The 18,333-nt window shown below is 72.6% G+C and carries 11 protein-coding genes; 1 reads left to right on the top strand and 10 read right to left on the bottom strand.

Annotated elements, in window-relative coordinates; translation table 11 throughout:
- Positions 1–22: 22 nt before the first annotated feature.
- From MQP27_RS02060 to MQP27_RS02090, 7 genes are all read right to left on the bottom strand, one after another.
- Positions 23–529, bottom strand: a complete 507-nt coding sequence (locus MQP27_RS02060; protein WP_242760112.1) for a hypothetical protein — start codon at positions 527–529, stop codon at positions 23–25.
- 60 nt (positions 530–589) lie between these two features.
- Positions 590–1,993 carry a GAF domain-containing protein gene (locus MQP27_RS02065; RefSeq protein ID WP_242760120.1) on the bottom strand — a complete coding sequence of 468 codons (1,404 nt, stop codon included), beginning with the start codon at positions 1,991–1,993 and terminating at the stop codon, positions 590–592.
- A 19-nt stretch (positions 1,994–2,012) separates the two neighbouring features.
- Positions 2,013–3,050 (bottom strand): rod shape-determining protein, encoded by a 1,038-nt coding sequence (locus MQP27_RS02070; protein WP_242760122.1) that lies wholly within the window; start codon positions 3,048–3,050, stop codon positions 2,013–2,015.
- A gap of 190 nt (positions 3,051–3,240) precedes the next feature.
- A complete protein-coding gene (locus MQP27_RS02075) occupies positions 3,241–7,821 on the bottom strand; it encodes an SAV_2336 N-terminal domain-related protein (protein ID WP_278195547.1) in 4,581 nt (1,526 codons plus the stop codon).
- Positions 7,811–8,827: an AAA family ATPase gene (locus MQP27_RS02080; protein ID WP_242760132.1), complete on the bottom strand. Its 1,017-nt coding sequence runs from the start codon at positions 8,825–8,827 to the stop codon at positions 7,811–7,813. The genes MQP27_RS02075 and MQP27_RS02080 overlap by 11 nt, the downstream gene beginning before the upstream one ends.
- A gap of 52 nt (positions 8,828–8,879) precedes the next feature.
- On the bottom strand, positions 8,880–10,628 hold the full coding sequence (locus MQP27_RS02085) for a VMAP-C domain-containing protein (RefSeq protein ID WP_242760134.1): 1,749 nt from the start codon (positions 10,626–10,628) through the stop codon (positions 8,880–8,882).
- On the bottom strand, positions 10,625–10,978 hold the full coding sequence (locus MQP27_RS02090) for a CU044_2847 family protein (RefSeq protein ID WP_242760136.1): 354 nt from the start codon (positions 10,976–10,978) through the stop codon (positions 10,625–10,627). The genes MQP27_RS02085 and MQP27_RS02090 overlap by 4 nt, the downstream gene beginning before the upstream one ends.
- A 201-nt stretch (positions 10,979–11,179) precedes the next feature.
- On the opposite strand from MQP27_RS02090, the gene MQP27_RS02095 reads away from it, so the two are divergent.
- Entirely contained in the window at positions 11,180–14,803 is a 3,624-nt protein-coding gene (locus MQP27_RS02095) for a S8 family serine peptidase (RefSeq protein WP_242760151.1), read from the top strand.
- An 85-nt stretch (positions 14,804–14,888) separates the two neighbouring features.
- Here MQP27_RS02095 and MQP27_RS02100 read toward each other — a convergent pair whose 3' ends face one another.
- The 3 genes from MQP27_RS02100 to MQP27_RS02110 form a co-directional block, all read right to left on the bottom strand.
- Entirely contained in the window at positions 14,889–16,217 is a 1,329-nt protein-coding gene (locus MQP27_RS02100) for a carboxyl transferase domain-containing protein (RefSeq protein ID WP_242760153.1), read from the bottom strand.
- Positions 16,210–17,685, bottom strand: a complete 1,476-nt coding sequence (locus tag MQP27_RS02105) for an acyl-CoA synthetase (RefSeq protein ID WP_242760155.1) — start codon at positions 17,683–17,685, stop codon at positions 16,210–16,212. The genes MQP27_RS02100 and MQP27_RS02105 overlap by 8 nt, the downstream gene beginning before the upstream one ends.
- An 85-nt stretch (positions 17,686–17,770) precedes the next feature.
- Positions 17,771–18,316, bottom strand: a complete 546-nt coding sequence (locus MQP27_RS02110) for an O-methyltransferase (RefSeq protein WP_242761337.1) — start codon at positions 18,314–18,316, stop codon at positions 17,771–17,773.
- Between the last annotated feature and the right edge of the window lie 17 nt (positions 18,317–18,333).

Here is an 18,333-nt window from a genome sequence, read left to right on the forward strand (position 1 = left end):
CAAGACTGAACCTCACCTCACCTCACGTCCGCCGCACCCCCGGCTGCCACAGCACCGTGACCGGCACCCCCGTACGCCGGGCGTACGCCACCACGTCACCGGTGCCCCCGTGCCCCCGCGCCGGGCGCCCGTCCCACACGGCCACCAGCCGGTCGGCGTGATCGACGATCCACTGCCCGGCCGCGTAGTACGCCTCCTCGTGGGTCGGCTCGGCGGGCAGGTCGACGCGCCGCCGGCAGGCGCCCAGGAGTCTGCGGTACGACGCCCGGTCCGACTCGTCGCCCAGATGGGCCTCATGGTCCATGCCGGGGATCACGGCCGTGACCGGCACCCCCTCGTCCAGCGCGATGTCCGCGAACAGCTGGTCGGCCCCGGCGGCGAGGCTGGTCAGCGCCTCCATGCCGGCGCCGCTCAGCAGCTTGCGCATGCCCTCGCGCACGGGCGGAAGCACGGCGGCGGGCAGCACGCGGTGGCCGGTGACGCCGATCCGGGTGGGTTCGGCCGGGCGGGGCACGTCCGTACGCGGCACGGGTACGTCCCTTCGTCGTCGGTTCTCCTCAACCTAGACGCTGCCCGGGGCCGGCGCGGATCACAGGGGCGCCTGCCAGGTCACGGTCGTCCCCGTGCTCCCGTCCTCCGTCACCCCGTCGTCGTGCACGGTCAACCGTACGCCCTCCCGCCCGTCCGGCAGGCTCGCCGTCGCGTCGACCGTGACCTCGACGCGGGAGACGCTCGGGCGGCGGCAGGTGGTGGTGAGGGCGCGGCGCAGGGCGGTGAGGAGCTGGGCGGCCGTCCGGTCCGGGACGCGGCTGTCGACCGCGCCGGTGAAGTGGGTGGACGGTTTGAGGCCGAGGAGGGCCGCAGCGGCGGCCGTCTCCCGAAGTACCTTGCCGCGGAGGGTCGTTGGGGCCTCGGCCGGTGGCTGTTGCAGGGCGAAGATCGTCGTACGCACTTCCTGGATGGTCGACTGGAGTTCGTCGACGGCCTTGCCGAGGGTGTCGTGGACGTCGGTGCCGGCGCCGCGGCGCTGGGTGGACTCCAGCATCATCCCGGTGGCGAACAGCCGTTGGACGACGAGGTCGTGCAGGTCGCGGGCGATGCGGTCGCGGTCCTCGAGGACGGCGAGGCGCTCGCGGCTGTGCTGGGCGTCGGCGAGGACCAGGGCGAGCGCGGCCTGGGAGGCGAACTGGGTGGCCAGCAGCCGTTCGACCGGCGTGTACGGGCGGTCACCGCGCCGGCGGGGGAGCGCGAGGGTGCCGATGAGCCGGCCCTCGGCCTGCAACGGCAGCATCATGCTGGGCCCGAACCGGTGCCGTACATGAGTCGTCATCCTCGGGTCGGTCGCCGAGTCGTCGATGAACACGGGCTCGCCGCCCAGCAGTTGGACGAGCACGGGACTGCCGGGCTGGATGGTGGTCCCCACGATGTCGCCCGGGTCCTCGTACGTCGAGGCCGTCACGATCTCCATGCCGCCCTCGGCGGTGCGCTGGAGGATGACGCCCGCGGCGGCGTCGGCGAGGACGCGGGCGCGCTCGGCGACCGTCATCAGCGCGTCGGCGGCCCGCTCGCCGGTGAGCAGCGCGGTGGTGACGGCGGCGGCCCCCTCGATCCAGCGCTCGCGCTGCCGGGCCGCCTCGTACAGCCGGGCGTTGCCGATCGCGATGCCGGCCTGCACGGCGAGGACGTGCAACAGTTGTTCGTCCTCGGCGGTGAAGGGGGAGCCGTCGTCCTTGCCCGCGAGGTAGAGGTCGCCGAACTCCTCGTCCTGCACCCGGATCGGCACGCCGAGGACGTCCGGGGTCCGCGGCGCGGCCGAGGCGGTGCGGATCTCCAACAGCCCGTCCTGGCCCGGGTCCCGGGTGCCGAGGGCCGCGTACCGAGCGCCGGTGAGCTCGGCGGCGCTGTCCACGATGTGCTGGAGGGTGGTGCGCAGTTCAAGGTCGGTGCCGACGGCGAGGACGGCTTCGAGGAGGGGCGGGAGGGGGTCGGACATACCGCGGCGCTACGAGTGTTCAGGTGGCCAGCGGGTCGAGCACCAGCGGCTCGATCCTGCCCTCCAGCATGTAGCCGAGGCCCTGCACGGCGCACACGTCCGGCCGCTCGGCGATGTGGACGGGCATGCCGGTTGCGGCGCGCAGCATCTGGTCGAGGCCGGGAAGCAGGGCCGAGCCCCCGACCATCATGATGCCGCGGTCGGCGAGGTCGGCGACCAGGTCGGGCGGGCAGTTGCGCAGCACGCGCCCGATCCCGTCGAGCACGGCGGTCAGCGGGGTCTCGATGGCGTCCCGTACGGCGGCTGTGTCGACCTGTACGGAACGGGCGAGGCCGGTGGCGACGTCCCGTCCGTGGATCTCGGTCGAGGCGGGCCCCTGCGGGGTGAGCCCGTTGCCGGAGAGGGCGAGCTGGAGGGGCCGTACGGACTGACTCGGCAGCATCAACTCGTGCTCGTGGCGCAGGTGTTGGACGATCGCGTGGTCGACGGCCTCGCCGCCCACGGGGATCCGCTCGGCGGTGACGATGGAGCCGAGCGACAGCACGGCGACCTGGGTGGCGGCGGCCCCGCACACCATGATCATGGTGGCCTCGGGCCGCTCCACGGGCAGCCCGCACCCCACGGCGGCGGCGATGAGCGTGTCGACCAGCTCCACGCGCCGGGCGCCGAGCCCCACCAGCGTCTCGATGGCGGCGCGCTGGGCGAGCGGGTCGGCGTCGTGCGGGGTGCAGGCGGCGGCACGCAGCCGCGGCTTGCGCCGCAGGGTCCGCCGGATCTTGTCGCCGAGCAGGTGCCGGAGCATCCGCTGGGCCATCTCGATGTCGACGACGGTGCCGCCGGAGACGGGCCGCATGACCCGGATGTAGTCGGGAGTACGTCCCGTCATCTTCTCCGCGAACTCGCCGACGGCGATGAGGGCGCCGGTACGGGTGTTCACGGCGGCGACGGAGGGCTGGTCGACGACGAGTCCGGCGCCCTTCACATAGACGCGGGTCCGGGCGGCCCCCAGGTCGACGGCGAAATGGCAGCGGCGCAACTGCTCCAGACTGGCGGTCATGGCAGGGTCCTCCCGAGAGCGCAGACCGTGGGGGCCGCCGGGGCGGCCGGCCTCGATTCCGTGGGGCCCACGGGTGGCGGGCCTCACTGGAATCGTGCGGGGGTGGGGGAGGGGGCGCCGCTTGGAGGGGGCCGGGTGGGGTGCCGCTGAATGGGGGGTTTTGAGGCTTATGTCTGTTATAAGGAACGTGTTAGTTCCGTCCTGGCCAGGGCCGGATAGTGTTCGCCGCGTCGGCCAGCTCCATGAGCGAACGGACTGTCACGTCGCAACCAGCGGCCCGGAGACGGTCCTTGTCGGCAAGCGAGGGCGCGTAGCCGATGAACGGAATCCCGAGTTCGAGCGCTGCGTCCCGCTCCGCGACGGAGGTTCCGATCATCACGCCCCGCGGATCCCGCATGGCCGACGCCCGCAGCGCACGCCGCAGACAGTCCGGATCCGGCATCAGCCGGTCCAGCTCGTCGCGGCGGCCGTGCACGCCGTCCACCGAGACAATCAGGGAGAGGCGGCTCAGACAGCGCCGCACGGCCTTTTCCGACACGTCCGTGACCACCTGAACCTCACGGCCTGAGGTCTTCAGGGCGACGACGAGGGTGGGGGCGTAGGACGTCTGGGTGGCACTGTTTGCGGCGTCCAGTTCGAGCTGGTCGAGGCGTGTCCGCACAGCCTGGGCGACATCGGTGCCGGCGAAGGCCCGCAGCACGTCCAGCGGGTGATCGTACGAGTCCAGCACCCGGCGGCCGACGTGGTCTGCGACGACGGACACCAGGTCGAGCACCGCCGTGTATGCGGAAGCCTGGGAGAACAAGCTGGTCAACGGGCCGTCGAAGCCGAGAAGCACGGTGTTCGCCTCGTCCAGCAGCGTGCGTGGTGACTGGAACACGAAACCGGCGAACGGATCCGCCGCCGACGGCTCTTCCGGCGTCAGCCGTACCGAATACGTCACCGACAGCCCCGGCACCGGAGATCTGCCGAACCCTTGGCGCAACGCCTGCTGGGCGGCACCCGCGCGCTGGAGGGAGTAGCGGCGGGTGATGCGGCGGGCCTTGTCCAGGAAGTGGTCGAGGAGGAGGGTCGCCAGGTGGGTCCGGTCACCGCGTATGAAGGCGATCGGGTCGCTCACCTGCCAGGTCAGTTCGACCGTTGCGGGGAACGCTCCTCTGCCCGAGCTGGGGAGCGCGACCTCGGAGCTGCTGCGGTGGGGCGTGAGGTCGACCTCGTAGTACCCCACCCCTTGCGAAGGCCGCTTGCCGACCGGGTCGTTCGGGTTGAAGAGCGTGAGTGGCGCACCGGGGGAGGAGAGGACGACGGCGGTGCGGCCGGGCTCGGGGTCGGGGACGGGAAGCCGGCCGGGGTGGGCGAGGAAGGGGCCGCGGACCAGGTCGCGGGTTCCAGGATCAGGGGTGGGGAAACGCAGCTGCTGGTACCAGCAGACGGGTGGGCCGTCGGGTTGGTCGAGCAGGGGCACGAAGGAGTCGTCCGGGCCGCCGGGGCGGTTCACGTACTCCTCGTACAACCGGGGGGAGACGGCGACCACCAGGTCCGCGGAGTCCGGCACACGCTCCAGGACGGTTCTCAGGCCGGGCGCGGCGGTCTCCGCGGTGTGCCAGAACGTCACCTGCAACCGGGGCGGGTTCGAGGTGCCGAGGTCTGCGAGGATGCCGAAGAAGTGGCTGCGCGCCTCGGCCAGCACCGGTAGCAGGTCGGTCCCGGGATCCGTGCGCACGAGGTATCCGTCGGGCCGGGCGGTCATCTCGTACTGGTCCGGGAAGATGCCTTTGCCGGACAGCAGTTGGGAGGCCCCGTCACCGATGGCCTCGCGCGCCCGCCCGTCGCTCAGGTCGTTCGCCTCGATGACGATCACCGGCCCGTACGGCTCCGACTCGGCGGCCGTCTCGGGGACCATGGCCCGTACCGCCCGGAGGTGGAGCTGCTGCAGTTCCTCGTGTCCGGGGTGCTCCTGGAGGATGGCTTGGAGGTCGGATCTGGTCTGTGCGACGTCGTCCAGTTGCAGACCGAGGTCGGCGCGGAGGGCGTACAGAGTCAGACGGAGGTCGAGTATGCGGGAGCGCGCGGCTTCCGCGGCGGGGCCCGGGATCCCATCCAGGGGGTCGCCGTACCAGAGGCTCAGGGCTTGCACGACTCGGACACGGGCTTCCTGGAGCTCCCCGCTCTCGCGGAGTGCCTGTGCCTGCGCCAGGAGTTCCTCGCACTGGAACAGGTCGACGGTGCCAGGGCCCGTGAACAACGCGTAACCGTCAGGGAGTTCGGCCAGCGTGCCCGGACCGAGGGCGTTCGCCAGTTCCCGAGCCGGCGCGCGGAGCGCTTCGGTGAGGTCGGCCGGAGGCAGCGGATCGATCCGCAGGCCGGCCGCGATGTCGGCATGGGGCAGCCGGCGGCCCGGGTGCAGGAGCAGCATGCAGGCTAGGGCCTGGGCGAGCGGTCCGGGAGGCGACGACACCGGCCGGGACGGCAGTCGTAGCGGGCCCAGCACGCTGTAGCCGGGCAGGGACGGGTGGAGCAGCCACTCGTAGTCCTGCGACAACAGCCGGTTCATGGCCCATCGTTGGGTCGCGGCCTCGTGGGATGCCATGGCGGGCAGCACCTCGTCGGTGAGCGACAGATACTCGTGAAGTACCTGCCGGTGCTCGTCCCACAGCGAGTCCTTCAGGAAGGTCCCCAGCACGAGGATGTCGGTGTTCACCGAGTGTCGGCGCGCTTCCTCGCCCAACGCGATCCGGCTGAGTACGACCGTGCCGTCCGGCCGGATCAGCAGCCCGTTCGCCCCTGCCCGGCCGCGCACCAGCCCGGCCCCGTGCAGGGCCGCCAGCCCTGCCGCGGTCTGCCGGGCCAGGATACCCAGGAGCGGGTGCGGCAGCTTGGGGCCGCTGCCCTCGATCAGCTCCGTGACAGTGATCCCTGGCGTGAAGTCCACGACCAGGTAGGGCGTTTCACCGTCCACGCCGAAGTCCAGGACACGCGGCAGGTTCGGATGACCGGCCAGTCCGGCCAGGGTTTCCGCCTCCTCCAGGAAGCCCTGGTGCGGGGACGGGTCCTCTGGGTGCAGGTGTACGGCCACCGGCCCGCCGGAGCGGGTGTCCTCGGCCCGCCAGATCCGGGTGCTGTAGCCGAGCCGCTCCAACAGCCGGTACCGCCCCGCGACCACCCGGCCGCGGTACGACACCGTCCCCCCGAGCCGGGTCACGCTCTCCTCCAGCACCTGGGCGATCGGCTCCCCGGACCCCGAAACGCCCTCCTCCCCGGGAGCGACCACCGGGATCTCGCCGGGGGCGACACCGGCCCGGGCGTCGATCAAAGCGCCTGCGCGGGCCACGAGTTCGGTCGTCCGGGAGCGAGCGGTGTGCGGGAGAGTGCGCAGCAGCACCTCGCGCACACCGGGGCGGAACGCGTACGCGCCCGGTGGACCGTCGGTGGACCTGAGGAAGCCGCTGAGGATGACCTCGGCCAGGTGCTGCGGCCGTGGATTCACCTCGATGGCCGCCTGAACCAGGCGCATCACCGGCAACTCGGGCCGCCCGACGGCGAGATGGCCCGCCAGCCGGAAGGCCTGGGGGGAGGCGAGGGAGCGGAAACGCAGGACCAGCTCCTCGGCCGAGAGGCGTTCCACGTCGCCCAGCCCGTCGTCGTCCAGCGGGGCAGGTGGCGGAGAGGGGGCCAGCAGGCCCACCGAACCGGTGAGTTGGGCCTTTACCCTGTTCGACACCAGCTCCGCCCAGTTGGTGAGCCAGGCGGGGGAGGGCTCCAGCACCGGAAGGGGCAGGACCGGCGCGGCCAGGTCGTCCATGGCGTACGAGTCCACGGTGTACGCCGAGTTGGGCGCCGCCGGTGACGGAGCGGCGATGCGGGCGGTGCCAGTGGGCAGGGCGGTGGTCCGCCACAGGCGCTCCGGGAGCGGCTGGAGTACCGCGACCGGCATCCGCGTGGCCCAGCGCCGCAGGGTGCGGTACCAGCGGGAGCCCGCCGGGCCCTCCCGCCACTGCGGGCCCATGCAGTCGCTGACCAGCAACGTCACCGTACGGCCGTCGCTGTGCGGTTCCGGCGAGCCGGCCCGGTGAACGGTGCCGTCGGGGGCCAGGCGGTGCAGTTCCACGGTGCGGAAGACGCCCGCCTGGGCCAGGGCCGTGTTCAGCTCGCGGACCAGGGGGCGCCACACGGGCATGGTGGGACCGCAGTCGTGGACGAGGTGCAGGGTGAGCCAGCGTTCGGTGGCGGGGCGTAGGACCGGTAGCCACCACTGGGGTGCCGCTCCGAGCCGGGCGATGCGGTGGGCGGTCGCCTCTTCGTCCAGCTCCTGGCCGACTGGGGCGGGAACCCGCCGTTTGAGAGGGCGCAGGGTGCGCTGCAGGGCGAGCGGGTGGGGCAGCATCAGCGGCGCCGGAGCGAGAAGGGCGGCACCGGTCGGGTCCTGGTCGTTGCCGGAGGCAGTGGCGGGGAGGCGCAGAGGAACACGCCCGTCGGAGTGGTCCGAAGACCGGGCCGCGGGGGCGGCAGGGGGAGGCGGAGGAGGGGACGGGGCCGGTGAAGGAGCCAGTGGCTCCGGGGGGCCGGCCACACCGGGGTCCAGGCATGGAGACGGACGCGCGGGGCGAATGCCGTCCGGGCCCACGACATGGCGGGCCAGCCACAGCACCTCGGCCAGCTCAACCGACGTGGGCTGCCCGCCGCCGCTGACTCGCGCGATCAGGCCGGCGAGTCGAGCCACCCCCGTCGGGTCACCCCGGGAGCCACCGATTTCTCTCGGGTCAGAAGGCATCCGGCTCGTCCTGGTTCCCGCTCAGGAACGGCATCACCTTTTCCGCCAGTGCGTCCCGAGACGAGGCTTCGATGCCCGCCGCGCCCGTCAGGTAGATGGCGTTCAGCAGCTGATCAGTGGCGAGTTCGCCGCTCCGGCCGCGCTCGGTGAAGCGGTCGATCAGCTCGCGGGCGTACGCGTCGGGCTCGCCCAGGTGGGCCCGGACGATGTTCTCCAGGAGGCTGTCGCGCGGCTGGTGGAGTTCCAGGCGCACACAGCGGCGCAGGAAAGCGGGCGGGAACTCTCGCTCGCCGTTGCTCGTCAGCACCACGAACGGGAACGCCCGGCAGCGGACCCGGCCCCGCGCCACCGCCACCCGCTCGTCCGTGCCGTCGACCATCACCTCCGCCGTGGGAGCGTGACGGGCCGTGCGAACCAGCTCGGGGATCTCGAACTGCCCCTCTTCCAGCACGTTGAGGAGGTCGTTGGGCAGGTCCAGGTCGCTCTTGTCGATCTCGTCGATGAGCAGGGCGCGCGGGCGGGCGTACGGCAGCAGGGCCGTGCCCAGCGGCCCCAGGCGTAGATGGTCCTGGAGGCCGCCGTCCGCCGGGGCACTCTGCGCGGCGGCACGCCCGGCCGCGTACAGACGCGACAGCGGGTCGTACTGGTAGAGGCCGTCGTGGAGCGTGGTACGGCTGGTGACGTTCCAGCGCAGTACCGGGCCGAGGCGCAGCTCCCGGGCCACCGCGTAGGCCAGGCTCGACTTGCCGCTGCCCGGCGGCCCGGTCACGAGCAGCGGGCGGCGCAGGTACAGCGCGGAGTTGACGAGCTGGACTGCGTCGTCCGTCGCCTGGTAGGTGCGGGCGCGGTGCCTGCGGTCCGCTGACGTGGCCGAGGTGTCGTCCTCCTCGGCGGGGGTGTCCAGCACCGGGCCACCGTCGAAGGCACGCCAGGGTGGCGGCGCGGGCAGGTCGTCGATGCCGTCGTGCGGCTCGTTCCCGCCGGTGTACACGGGCCACAGGGACATGGCTTCCGGTTCTCCTGCTCTGCTCGGTCTCGCCGTGCCGTCCGCCGTCTGCTCAGCGGACGGGCGAGTGCTGGTAGCCGGTGGGTTCGGGCAGACATCTGGGGTCCTCCCACAGCAGCGCCAGATCGTCGGCCCAGCGTGCCTGGGGAGCGTCGGGAAGATACGACTGCATGCGCAACTCGTGTATCCGGGAAGGCAGTTCACTTGGCGGCAGCTCGGCAAGCTGCTCGGCGAGCCGGTCCAGGAACCGCGCCCCCGGGCAGTCCTGGTGGTCGGGCCCGCCGCGACATGCGGATCGCGGCCACAGCAGCACCGGCACGGCCGCGTTCAGACTTGCCTCGAACAGTTTGCGCGCGCCGTCCGCGCGGGGCGGGATGCCGAAGCCCACCATGTCGGCTCCATGCCGCAGCCCCACGGTCAGCCGCACCGGGTCCTGCCCCACCGAGCCGCAGCCGATGCGGTGCATGCGTGCCACGGGCCGGTCGTCGAGGAGCCGCCACTTCTGCGCGAGCTTGTGCTGCAGAGCGCCACTGCGCCGCCGCTCCAGGTCCAGTACGACGACCGGTGCGAAGGAGCCCAGCGGGCTCTCGTCGGTGGCACTGCGCCGCCAGTGCGCAACGTCCGTGTTGAGCCTGCGGCGCGGCAGCGCGAAGGCGATCAGTTCGCGGTCGTCCTCGGTGAGATCCCGGTAGGCCTCGTCGACGCACTCCTGGGCGTATCCCTGCACGCCGTCGACGGGCAGGGTGCGCGACCCCACCAGGCGCCGGTTGCCGCCGGCGTACACGGACACCTCCACGAGGAAGCGGTCGTCGCCCGAGCCGCTCGGCGCGATCTCCACGAGGATCGGGGACCAAGGAGAGGCACCGGCGACCGGGCCACGCGTCCCGGGCCGCGGCCTCCCGGGCCAGGACCGCAGCGCACCCCTGAGTCGGGCGTCCTCGACGAAGTCGGCGAGCCGGGCGGCGAACCGGGCTGCGGCCGTGCTGTCCGGCACCTCGGAGAGGAGATACCAGGCCGCGTCCCACAGGTCACGGAAGCCCTTCGCCGGGAGCGGCGGCCCCAGGGCGCCGACGGCATCGCGATAGAGCCCCTCGGGACGGCACTCCAGCTCCTCCTCCCGGGACATGGCCGCCACGAACTCCCGCAGCTGTTGCTTCTCCCGCCGGGTGTGTCCAGGCGTCGGGATCAGTTCGCCCAGGGGCGGCCAGTAGCGGGCCATGACCTGGGCGGGCAGCATCCGGCCATTGCGGATCTCCGGGCTGTGTGCCGCGGCGGAGACCATGCCCACCACCAGTCCGCTGTCCGCGAGAGTCACCGCCGCACCGCTGAACCCGGGCGCCAGGGGTTGGCCGTGCGGAGTCCACGCCTCCAGCTGCACCCACTCGCCTGCGATCAACTGGTCGGCCGTGGCCCGGTATTCGGCGAGAGTGCCCTCGTCGTAGCGCTTCGGGAACCCGTACACGTACAGTCTGCGCGGCGGCTCGCCGTAGGCGGCGGAGGGCGCCGCGAACCGGGCCGGCTCGACGGACACGGGCCGGTCGAGCTCCAGGACGGCGAGGTCGCCGGGGTCGGTGGCCCGTCCCGACCAGCCGCCGTGCCGCACCACCCGGGCGGGTATCCCGTCGCGGCCGTCGCCGTGGACGTCCGTCGGGCCGTGGGCGAACGTCACCCGGAAAGCGTCGGCATCCGCGCGGGCCACGACATGGGCGCAGGTCAGCACGTGCCGATCGGTGACCAGGAAGCCGGCGCCCAATGTCTGTCCGCCGTAACTGATCCGGACGTGCCAGGAGGCGGTCGTCATGAGACCTGGGCCGCCTCTGAGGGGTCCGAGGACCGTCCGGGCGCATAGGAGAGCTTGACGACCAGATGCCCCTCGACCGTGCTCTTGGCGATGAGCGCACCCGCCTCCGCGCTGAGCTTGACGCCGAACTCGATCTCCACGCCGTCGGGCCTCAACGCACCTTCCCTGAAGACCCGCAGCGCCGACTCGGCCGCCGCGCGCACTCCCTCCAGGGCGCCCTCGAAGGTGCGGGTCGCCTGTGCCGTGCCGTCGTCACGGGCGACGAGCCGCGAGCCGGAGTCGTCGTCGGCCGCCTCGACCGTGATAACGCGACCGTCCTGGTCTCTGAACTCAATCAGGCCTTCTGCCATGACGCCCCCGTCCGCCGCGCTCACCGAGCACCCCCATTCTTCCGGACGGCGTTCGGAGTTGTCCCGGTTTCCACACCCCACCATCGCCCCCACCCCGGCTGGCGGAAACCCGCCACTGCACCAACCCGCCACCCCACCCGACTCCTCCCACCCCACCACCCCCTCGACACTCTTCGCAGCACTCGACGGAGAGAGGTGTGCATGAGCAGAGGACCAGTCGGACGCGGGGCGATCCTCCTGTCGGCGGGGCTCGTGCTGGCGCTGCTGCCCACGGCGCGGGCGGACGCACGGGACGGCACCCCCACCCTCGTGCACACCCCGACCCCCGTGCGCACCGCCGCGGCCACCCGCACCGTCACCCTCGTCACCGGCGACAAGGTCACCGTCACCGACCTCGGCGGCGGCAGGAGGACCGTCACCGTGGCGCGGCCCCGAGGTGCCACCGGCGCCGTGCGGACGCGGACGGACGACGGCGAGATCAGCGTCGTACCGGACGAGGCACTGCCCTATCTGCGGGCCGGTGCGCTCGATCAACGGCTGTTCGACGTCAGTGAGTTGATACGGCAGGGACTGGACGACGGCAGGACCGGCGCGCTGCCGCTGATCGTCACCTATGACAAGGGCGCCCGGGTCGCCACCCCGCGCGACACCGAGCGGACACGGACGCTGGAGAGCGTGCGCGGGGCCGCCGTGGACGCCGACAAGGGGCGGGACTTCTGGACGGGGTTCACCCGGCAGGCAGGCGTGCGGAAGGTGTGGCTCGACGGGCGGGTCCGGGCCGACATGGCCGAGAGCAACGCGCAGATCGGGACCCAGGCCGCCTGGGACTCGGGGCTGACGGGGAAGGGGGTGACCGTCGCCGTACTGGACACGGGCGTCGACACCGGTCATCCCGATCTCGCTCAACGCGTCTCCGTCACCCGGAGTTTCATCGACGGTGAGGACGTCGCCGACCGCAACGGGCACGGCACGCACGTCACTTCGACCGTCGGGGGCAGCGGTGCCGCCTCCGGCGGCAAGGAGAAGGGTGTCGCTCCGGATGCCGATCTCGCCGTCGGGAAAGTGCTCAGCGACCAGGGCTCGGGCAGCGAGTCGCAGATCATCGCCGGGATGGAGTGGGCCGCGCGGGACGTGCACGCCAAGGTCGTGTCGATGAGCCTGGGGTCGACCGAGCCCAGCGACGGCACCGATCCGATGGCCCAGGCCGTCGACACCCTGTCCAAGGAGACCGGGGCCCTCTTCGTCGTCGCCGCCGGCAACACCGGCGCCCCCTCCTCCATCGGCTCACCCGGCGCCGCCGACTCCGCGCTCACCGTCGGCGCCGTCGACGCGAGCGACCAGGCCGCCTACTTCACCAGCGCCGGACCGCGTTACGGCGACAACGCCCTGAAGCCCGACATCTCCGCCCCGGGCGTCGACATCCTCGCCGCCCGTTCCCAACTCACCGACGGCAGTGGCTACTACACATCCATGAGCGGTACGTCCATGGCGACACCCCATGTCGCCGGGGTGGCCGCCCTGCTCGCCCAGGAACACCCCGACTGGACCGGCGCGCAGCTGAAGGACGCGCTGATGTCGAGCTCCCGGCAACTCGACGCCTCCGCCTATCAGTTGGGTGCCGGGCGGGTCAGCGTCCCGGATGCCGTCGGCGCGAGCGTCACGGCAACCGGCAGCGCCGACCTCGGGTTCTACAGCTGGCCGTATGACAAGAACGAGCCGGTGACCAAGACCGTCACCTACACCAACACATCCGATACGGACATCGAGTTGAGCCTCGCCGTGCAGGGTGCCCCGGACGGGGTCGCCACCCTCGCCGACTCCTCCCTCACCGTGCCCGCGCACGGCAGCGCGTCCACGACCGTCACGGGAGACGGCTCCAAGGCCGCCATCGGCAACACCAGCGGGCAGATCGTGGCCAGCGACCAGACCGGAACTCCCGTTGCCCACACCGTGTTCGGGCTGGTCAAGGAGGAGGAGCGGTACACGCTCACCGTGCACGTCAAGGACCGGGACGGGGCCGCGACCCCGGCCGACCTGGTGGTGCAGAAGCTGGCGGCCGGTTCGGACGCGTACCCGGCCTACGTTGGTGACTCCGGCACGCTGAAGCTGAGGTTGCAGCCGGGGACGTACAGCCTCACCTCCTTCCTCGACGTGCGCGGCAGCCACGGCGCCGACTCGCTCGGCCTCGGCTTCCTCGCCGCGCCGGAGATCTCACTCGACCGGGACCGCGAAGTCACCCTCGACGGGCGGCAGTTGAGGGAGATCACGGCGCGGGTGGGGCGGCGGACCGAGACACGGCAGCTGCTCATGGAGTACGACCGGAACGCCGGCGGCACCGACCTCTTCGGGGCCGTGCAGGTACCGGTGAAGTACGACAGCGTGTTCGCCGCACCGACGGACAAGGTCACGCAGGGGACCTTCGAGTACCGGACCGTGTGGCGGCTCGGCAAGCCACTGCTGGAGGTGAAGGGCGTCGGCGAGGCGGTCGTCCAGCCCGGCGGCACGCTGATCGAGGGCAGGAGCCGGCTGCCGCTCGTGGACGTGGGGGACGGGCCCTTCAGCGGCGTCGCGGGCAAGGCGGTGCTCGCGCACCTCGCCGACGGAGCCGATCCCGTCGCGCTCGCGCAGGCCGCGCAGGACGCCGGGGCCAGGGCGCTGTTCGTGACCGACGACGCGGCCGGGCGGCTCAACGCCTGGTGGGGCGACGACGACAACAGCGACCGGCCGCTGCAGATCGCCACGGTGAACACCGCCGACGCGGCACGGCTGCGGGCGGCCAGGACCGTCGAGATGACCGGCACGCTCAACACGCCCTACATGTACGACCTTTCGGAGGGCCACCGAGGGGCGATCCCGCGCAGGGACCTCACCTATGCGCCGACCGAACGCCAACTCGCCGTCCTGGACACGAAGTTCCACGCCGTGAAGCCGGTGACGGACGGAGGGGAGTTCCGGTACTCGATCACCGACACCTTCCCCGTCGGGCTCGGGTTCGCCGAACGCATCGCCTACCCGGCCGAGCGGACCGACTATGTGTCCACCGGGCCGGGGCAGTTGTGGCACGAGTCGGTGACCGTCGGGAACGGGGCGCTGGAGGAGCGCAGCGGGCTCGTGCGGTACGCCGGTGGCTCGCACCGCGAGCTGGACTGGTTCCGGCCGGTCTGGCATCCGTGGCTCGGGACCGGGCTCGGCTGGGGGCAGCAACGGTCCGGGAACCAGCTGCAGTTCAACACCCCCGGCTGGGGCGACTCGGGGCCCGACCACACCGGGTTTGGGGACGTGTGGAGCACGGAGAGCGGCATGACCCAGACCACGGAGGTGTACCTGGACGGCGAGCTGGTCGACCGCCGCACCGGCTCCGGCGCCTACGCCTGGGACGCGCCCGCCGACCGGCACACCTACAAGGTGGTCACCGACACCGCCCTCGACGCCGACCGCTGGAAGCTGTCCACCGAGGGCCACGCCGAGTGGACCTTCCGGTCGGCGGCCACGCCGGACGACCGCTGGACCTTCCTGCCCCTGATCAACCTCGCCTTCGACGTCGACACCGACCTCGCGGGGAATGTGCGGGGCGGAGCGCGGGTACCCGTCGGTCTCGGCGCGGAGTACGTGAAGGGCGCGCCGGACACCGGCACCATCGGGGAGGCGCGGCTGCAGGTGTCGTACGACGACGGGAAGTCGTGGCGGACGGTGCGGCTCACCGGAGGCCACGGCACGCTGACCGTGCCCCGCGACGCCGCCCACATCTCCCTGCGGGCCTCGGCGAGCGACGACCGGGGTGGTTCGGTGTCGCAGGAGATCATCCGTGCGGTCGGGGTGAAGTAGGGGGAGGGGCAAGGGGGATACGAAGCGGCCGGCGTCGCCTCTCCGGAACGGGGCGGCGCCGGTCTCCCCTCTCCCGCACCGGGCGTCAGACGATGCCCCTGATCACACCCAGCTCCAGCAAGTCCTGCGGACGCAGCCGCAGTTGGTCGGCGGTCGCCTCGACCTGAGTCGGCGGGCGTTTGAGGATGGCGGCCGCCGACTCCGGCGCGATCACCGAGAAGTAACTGTCCGGCGTGGCCCAGGTGTTGCCGGGCGCGGCCAGCGCGAGCGCGCCGCCCGAGCCGCCCTCGCCGATGACGAGCGTGGTGACCGGGGTGCGGGCGGCGGCCACCGCCGCGAAGACGTCCGCGATCGCCGCACCGGCCCCCTGCCGCTCCGCCTCCGCGTCATTGGCGGCACCGGGAGTGTCCACCAGCGTCAGCACGGGAACGCCGAGCCGCCCCGCGAGCCGGATCAGCCGGGCCGCGGTGCGGTATCCGGCGGGGCGGGTGGCGGTACCGGTCTGGGCGGCGTAGGCGACGGTACGGCCGTCACGAGCACCGAAGCCGCAGAGCATGCCGGGGTCGGTGCCACCGCAGCGGTCACCGCTGATCCGGACCCGGTCGGTGAAGTAGGCGTCCAAGTAGGCCTGGGCGCGGGGGCGTTCGGGAGAGCGGGCGCGGTGGATGGCGGCCCAGCCGGTGGCGGGGAGACCGGTGGCGGTCCCCAGGGAGGCCGGAAGAGGTACCTCCTGTGCCGGCGAGGTGAGGAGCCCCAGCCACCTCCCCAGCGTCTCTCGCAGCTCCTCCGGCTGTACGACCGCGTCGACCGCCCCCGCCGCCAGCTGCGCCTGAGCCGTGTACGCCGTCGGGTCCGCGTCCGGTGGGCGGACGCGGGAGCCGGCGAAGCCGACCTGGGCGTCCGGGAGGGCGAGGATCACGTCGGCGCCCGCGCCCAGGGTGGCCCAGCCGCCGCCGGTCGTGGGATCACGGAGGACGGCGATCTGGGGCAGCCCGGTCTCCCTCGTCAGCGCCGACTGGTGGGCCACGCGCTGGAGTTGGGTGAGGGCGAGCATGCCCTCCTGCATGCGGCTGCCGCCGGTCGCGACCAACGGGACGACGGGGAGGCGGTGTTCGCGGGCGTAGGTGTACGCGGCCTCCAGGCGGTCGCCGGTGCGTTCGCCGAGCGAGCCGCCGAGGAAGCCGAACTCGAAGGCGATCAGGACGGCGGGCGTGCCCGTCACGGTCGCCGTGCCGCAGACCACGGACTCCGACTCGCCGGTGCGTTCCGCGGCGCGGGCGCGCGAAGCGTCGTAACCCTGCCAGGCGAGGGGGCCGTCGGGCTTGGCGAGCCTTGCCGGGTACGGGAGTTCGGTGAAGGTGGAGTCGTCGGTGACGAGGGTGAGGAATGCGCGGGCGGAGAGGCGGTCAGTCACTGTGCAGGGCCCGCTTCATGATCTTCCCCATGTCGTTGCGGGGAAGGGCGGGGAGGTGGTGGACGACACGGGGCCGCTTGTGCGGGGCGAGACGACGGGCGACATGATCGGCCAACTCCTCCACCCCGGGCGGGGACTGTGGATCCTCCGGCACCACCCAGGCCACGATCCGCTCGCCCAGGTCGGCGTCCGGCTCGCCGGTCACGGCGGCCTCCCGCACCCCCGGATGCTCCAGCAGCGCGTTCTCGATCTCACCGGCCCCGATCTTGTAACCCCCGCTCTTGATCAGGTCGGTGGCCTTGCGGCCGACGATCCGGACGTAACCGTCGGACTCGCGCACCGCCATGTCGCCGGTGCGGAACCAGCCGTCGGCGGTGAACGCCGCCGCCGTCGCGTCGGGGCGGTTGAGGTAGCCGGTGAAGAGGTTCGGGCCGCGCACCTGGATCTCGCCGACGGTCTCGGAGTCGTACGAGGTGATGGGCGACCCGTCCTCCTCGACGAGCCGCAGTTCCACGCCCGGCAGGGGCACGCCCACCGTGCCGGGGCGGGCCTCGCCGTCGGCCCGGACGCTGGTGTTCATCAGCGTCTCCGTCATGCCGTACCGCTCGATGACGCGGCGGCCGGTGGCGGCGGCGATGCGTTCGTGGTCGTGGACGGGGAGGGCGGCGGACCCGGAGACGAGCAGCCGGGCGCGGCCGAGCGCCTTGGCCAACTCGGGCTCCTCGGGGAGGGCTTGGGCGATCCGGTGGTACATCGTCGGCACGCCGAACAGCATGGTCGCGCCGTCGTTCAGCTCGCGTGCGACGCCGTCGGTGGTGAAGCGGCCGAGGTGCCGGACGGAGCCGCCGCGGCGGAGCGGGCCGAGGATGCCGAGCACCAGCCCGTGCACATGGAACAACGGCAGCCCGTGCACGAGTACGTCGTCGCCGGTCCACTGCCAGGCGTCGGCGAGCGCGTCGAGGGTGGTGGCGATGGCCCGGCGCGGGATGACGGCGCCCTTGGGCGGGCCGGTGGTGCCGGAGGTGTAGACGACGAGGGCGGGGTCCTCGTCGCCGACGGCGGAGGGGGCGAGACCGCTCCCGCTGCCGCTACCGCTGTCACCGGCGTCGACATCGGCATCGACATCGACGTCGATGCGCGGCAAGTCTCGTACCGGCGAGGGAAGTTCATCCCCGGCCGCGGCCAGGACCACTGCGGGCGCGCTGTCGGACAGGATGTGCCCGAGCTCCTTCTCACCGGACTTGGGGTTGAGGGGCACGGCGGCCACGCCGGCCCGCAGGGTGGCGACGACGGCGACGGCGGTCTCCAGCGCGGGAGTGGCCCAGACGGCGACCCGCCCCGCGCCGCGCAGCCGCTCCCCGAGGGCGCCGGAGGCCGCCGCGAGCTCCCGGTACGTCAGTGACCGCTCGCCGAACCGCAGGGCGAGCTGCTCACTCGGGCTCTCCAGAGCCGGAAAGAGAGAGGACACGCGGCGCACTCCTTGTCATCGGGACCAACACCCCGTTCCTACACCAGCACCACCGAAATCAGTCACCACCGCAGCTTGATCCCGGTCACTCCGGCCACCGCCGGGTGCCCACGAGCGTGGCGAGATCCTCGGCGAGCGGGATCTCGATCGTGCGCAGGGCGGGGTGCCGCAGCCAGTGCAGCCGGGGGAGATCCGGCCTGCCGTCGTGCCGGGGCGGGTCCTCGGCGGCCGGCGTGAAGTCGTCGATCACCACCCGACCGCCGGGGGTGAGCAGCCGGGCCGGATCGGCGGGCTCGTCCTCGGGGATCTTGCCCACGCCCCCGCCGTCCAGGACGACCAGGTCGTACGGTGCCCGCTCGGCGATCCGCCACCAGTCCCCGACCATGACCTCGACCTCGGCGGCGACCCGGGCCCGTACAGGCTCCCGCTCGACGCTGACGAGCCGCACACCCGCCCGCGCCCCCGTCGCCAGCCACGCGAGCCCGACGCCACAGCCCGTCCCCGTCTCGGCGATGGCACTCTTCGCCCCGCCCGCCAGGACCTGCAGAAGCCGGCCCTGCTCGGGGCGGCAGGAATGGGCGAAGCCGTGGGTGCGGGCTGCGGCCAGGGCTCGTACGACCAATGGGGGCAGACGGGATTCCCTGGTGC

It is taken from the genome of Streptomyces cylindrosporus, from assembly GCF_022698165.1.
Classification (GTDB): domain Bacteria; phylum Actinomycetota; class Actinomycetes; order Streptomycetales; family Streptomycetaceae; genus Streptomyces; species Streptomyces cylindrosporus.

Bases quoted from the DNA above. Each gene is read 5' to 3' on its own strand.
- MQP27_RS02065 (WP_242760120.1), bottom strand. From the start codon at position 1,993: ATGTCCGACCCCCTCCCGCCCCTCCTCGAAGCCGTCCTCGCCGTCGGC.
- MQP27_RS02070 (WP_242760122.1), bottom strand. From the start codon at position 3,050: ATGACCGCCAGTCTGGAGCAGTTGCGCCGCTGCCATTTCGCCGTCGAC.
- MQP27_RS02075 (WP_278195547.1), bottom strand. From the start codon at position 7,821: ATGCCTTCTGACCCGAGAGAAATCGGTGGCTCCCGGGGTGACCCGACG.
- MQP27_RS02080 (WP_242760132.1), bottom strand. From the start codon at position 8,827: ATGTCCCTGTGGCCCGTGTACACCGGCGGGAACGAGCCGCACGACGGC.
- MQP27_RS02085 (WP_242760134.1), bottom strand. From the start codon at position 10,628: ATGACGACCGCCTCCTGGCACGTCCGGATCAGTTACGGCGGACAGACA.
- MQP27_RS02090 (WP_242760136.1), bottom strand. From the start codon at position 10,978: ATGGCAGAAGGCCTGATTGAGTTCAGAGACCAGGACGGTCGCGTTATC.
- MQP27_RS02095 (WP_242760151.1), top strand. From the start codon at position 11,180: ATGAGCAGAGGACCAGTCGGACGCGGGGCGATCCTCCTGTCGGCGGGG.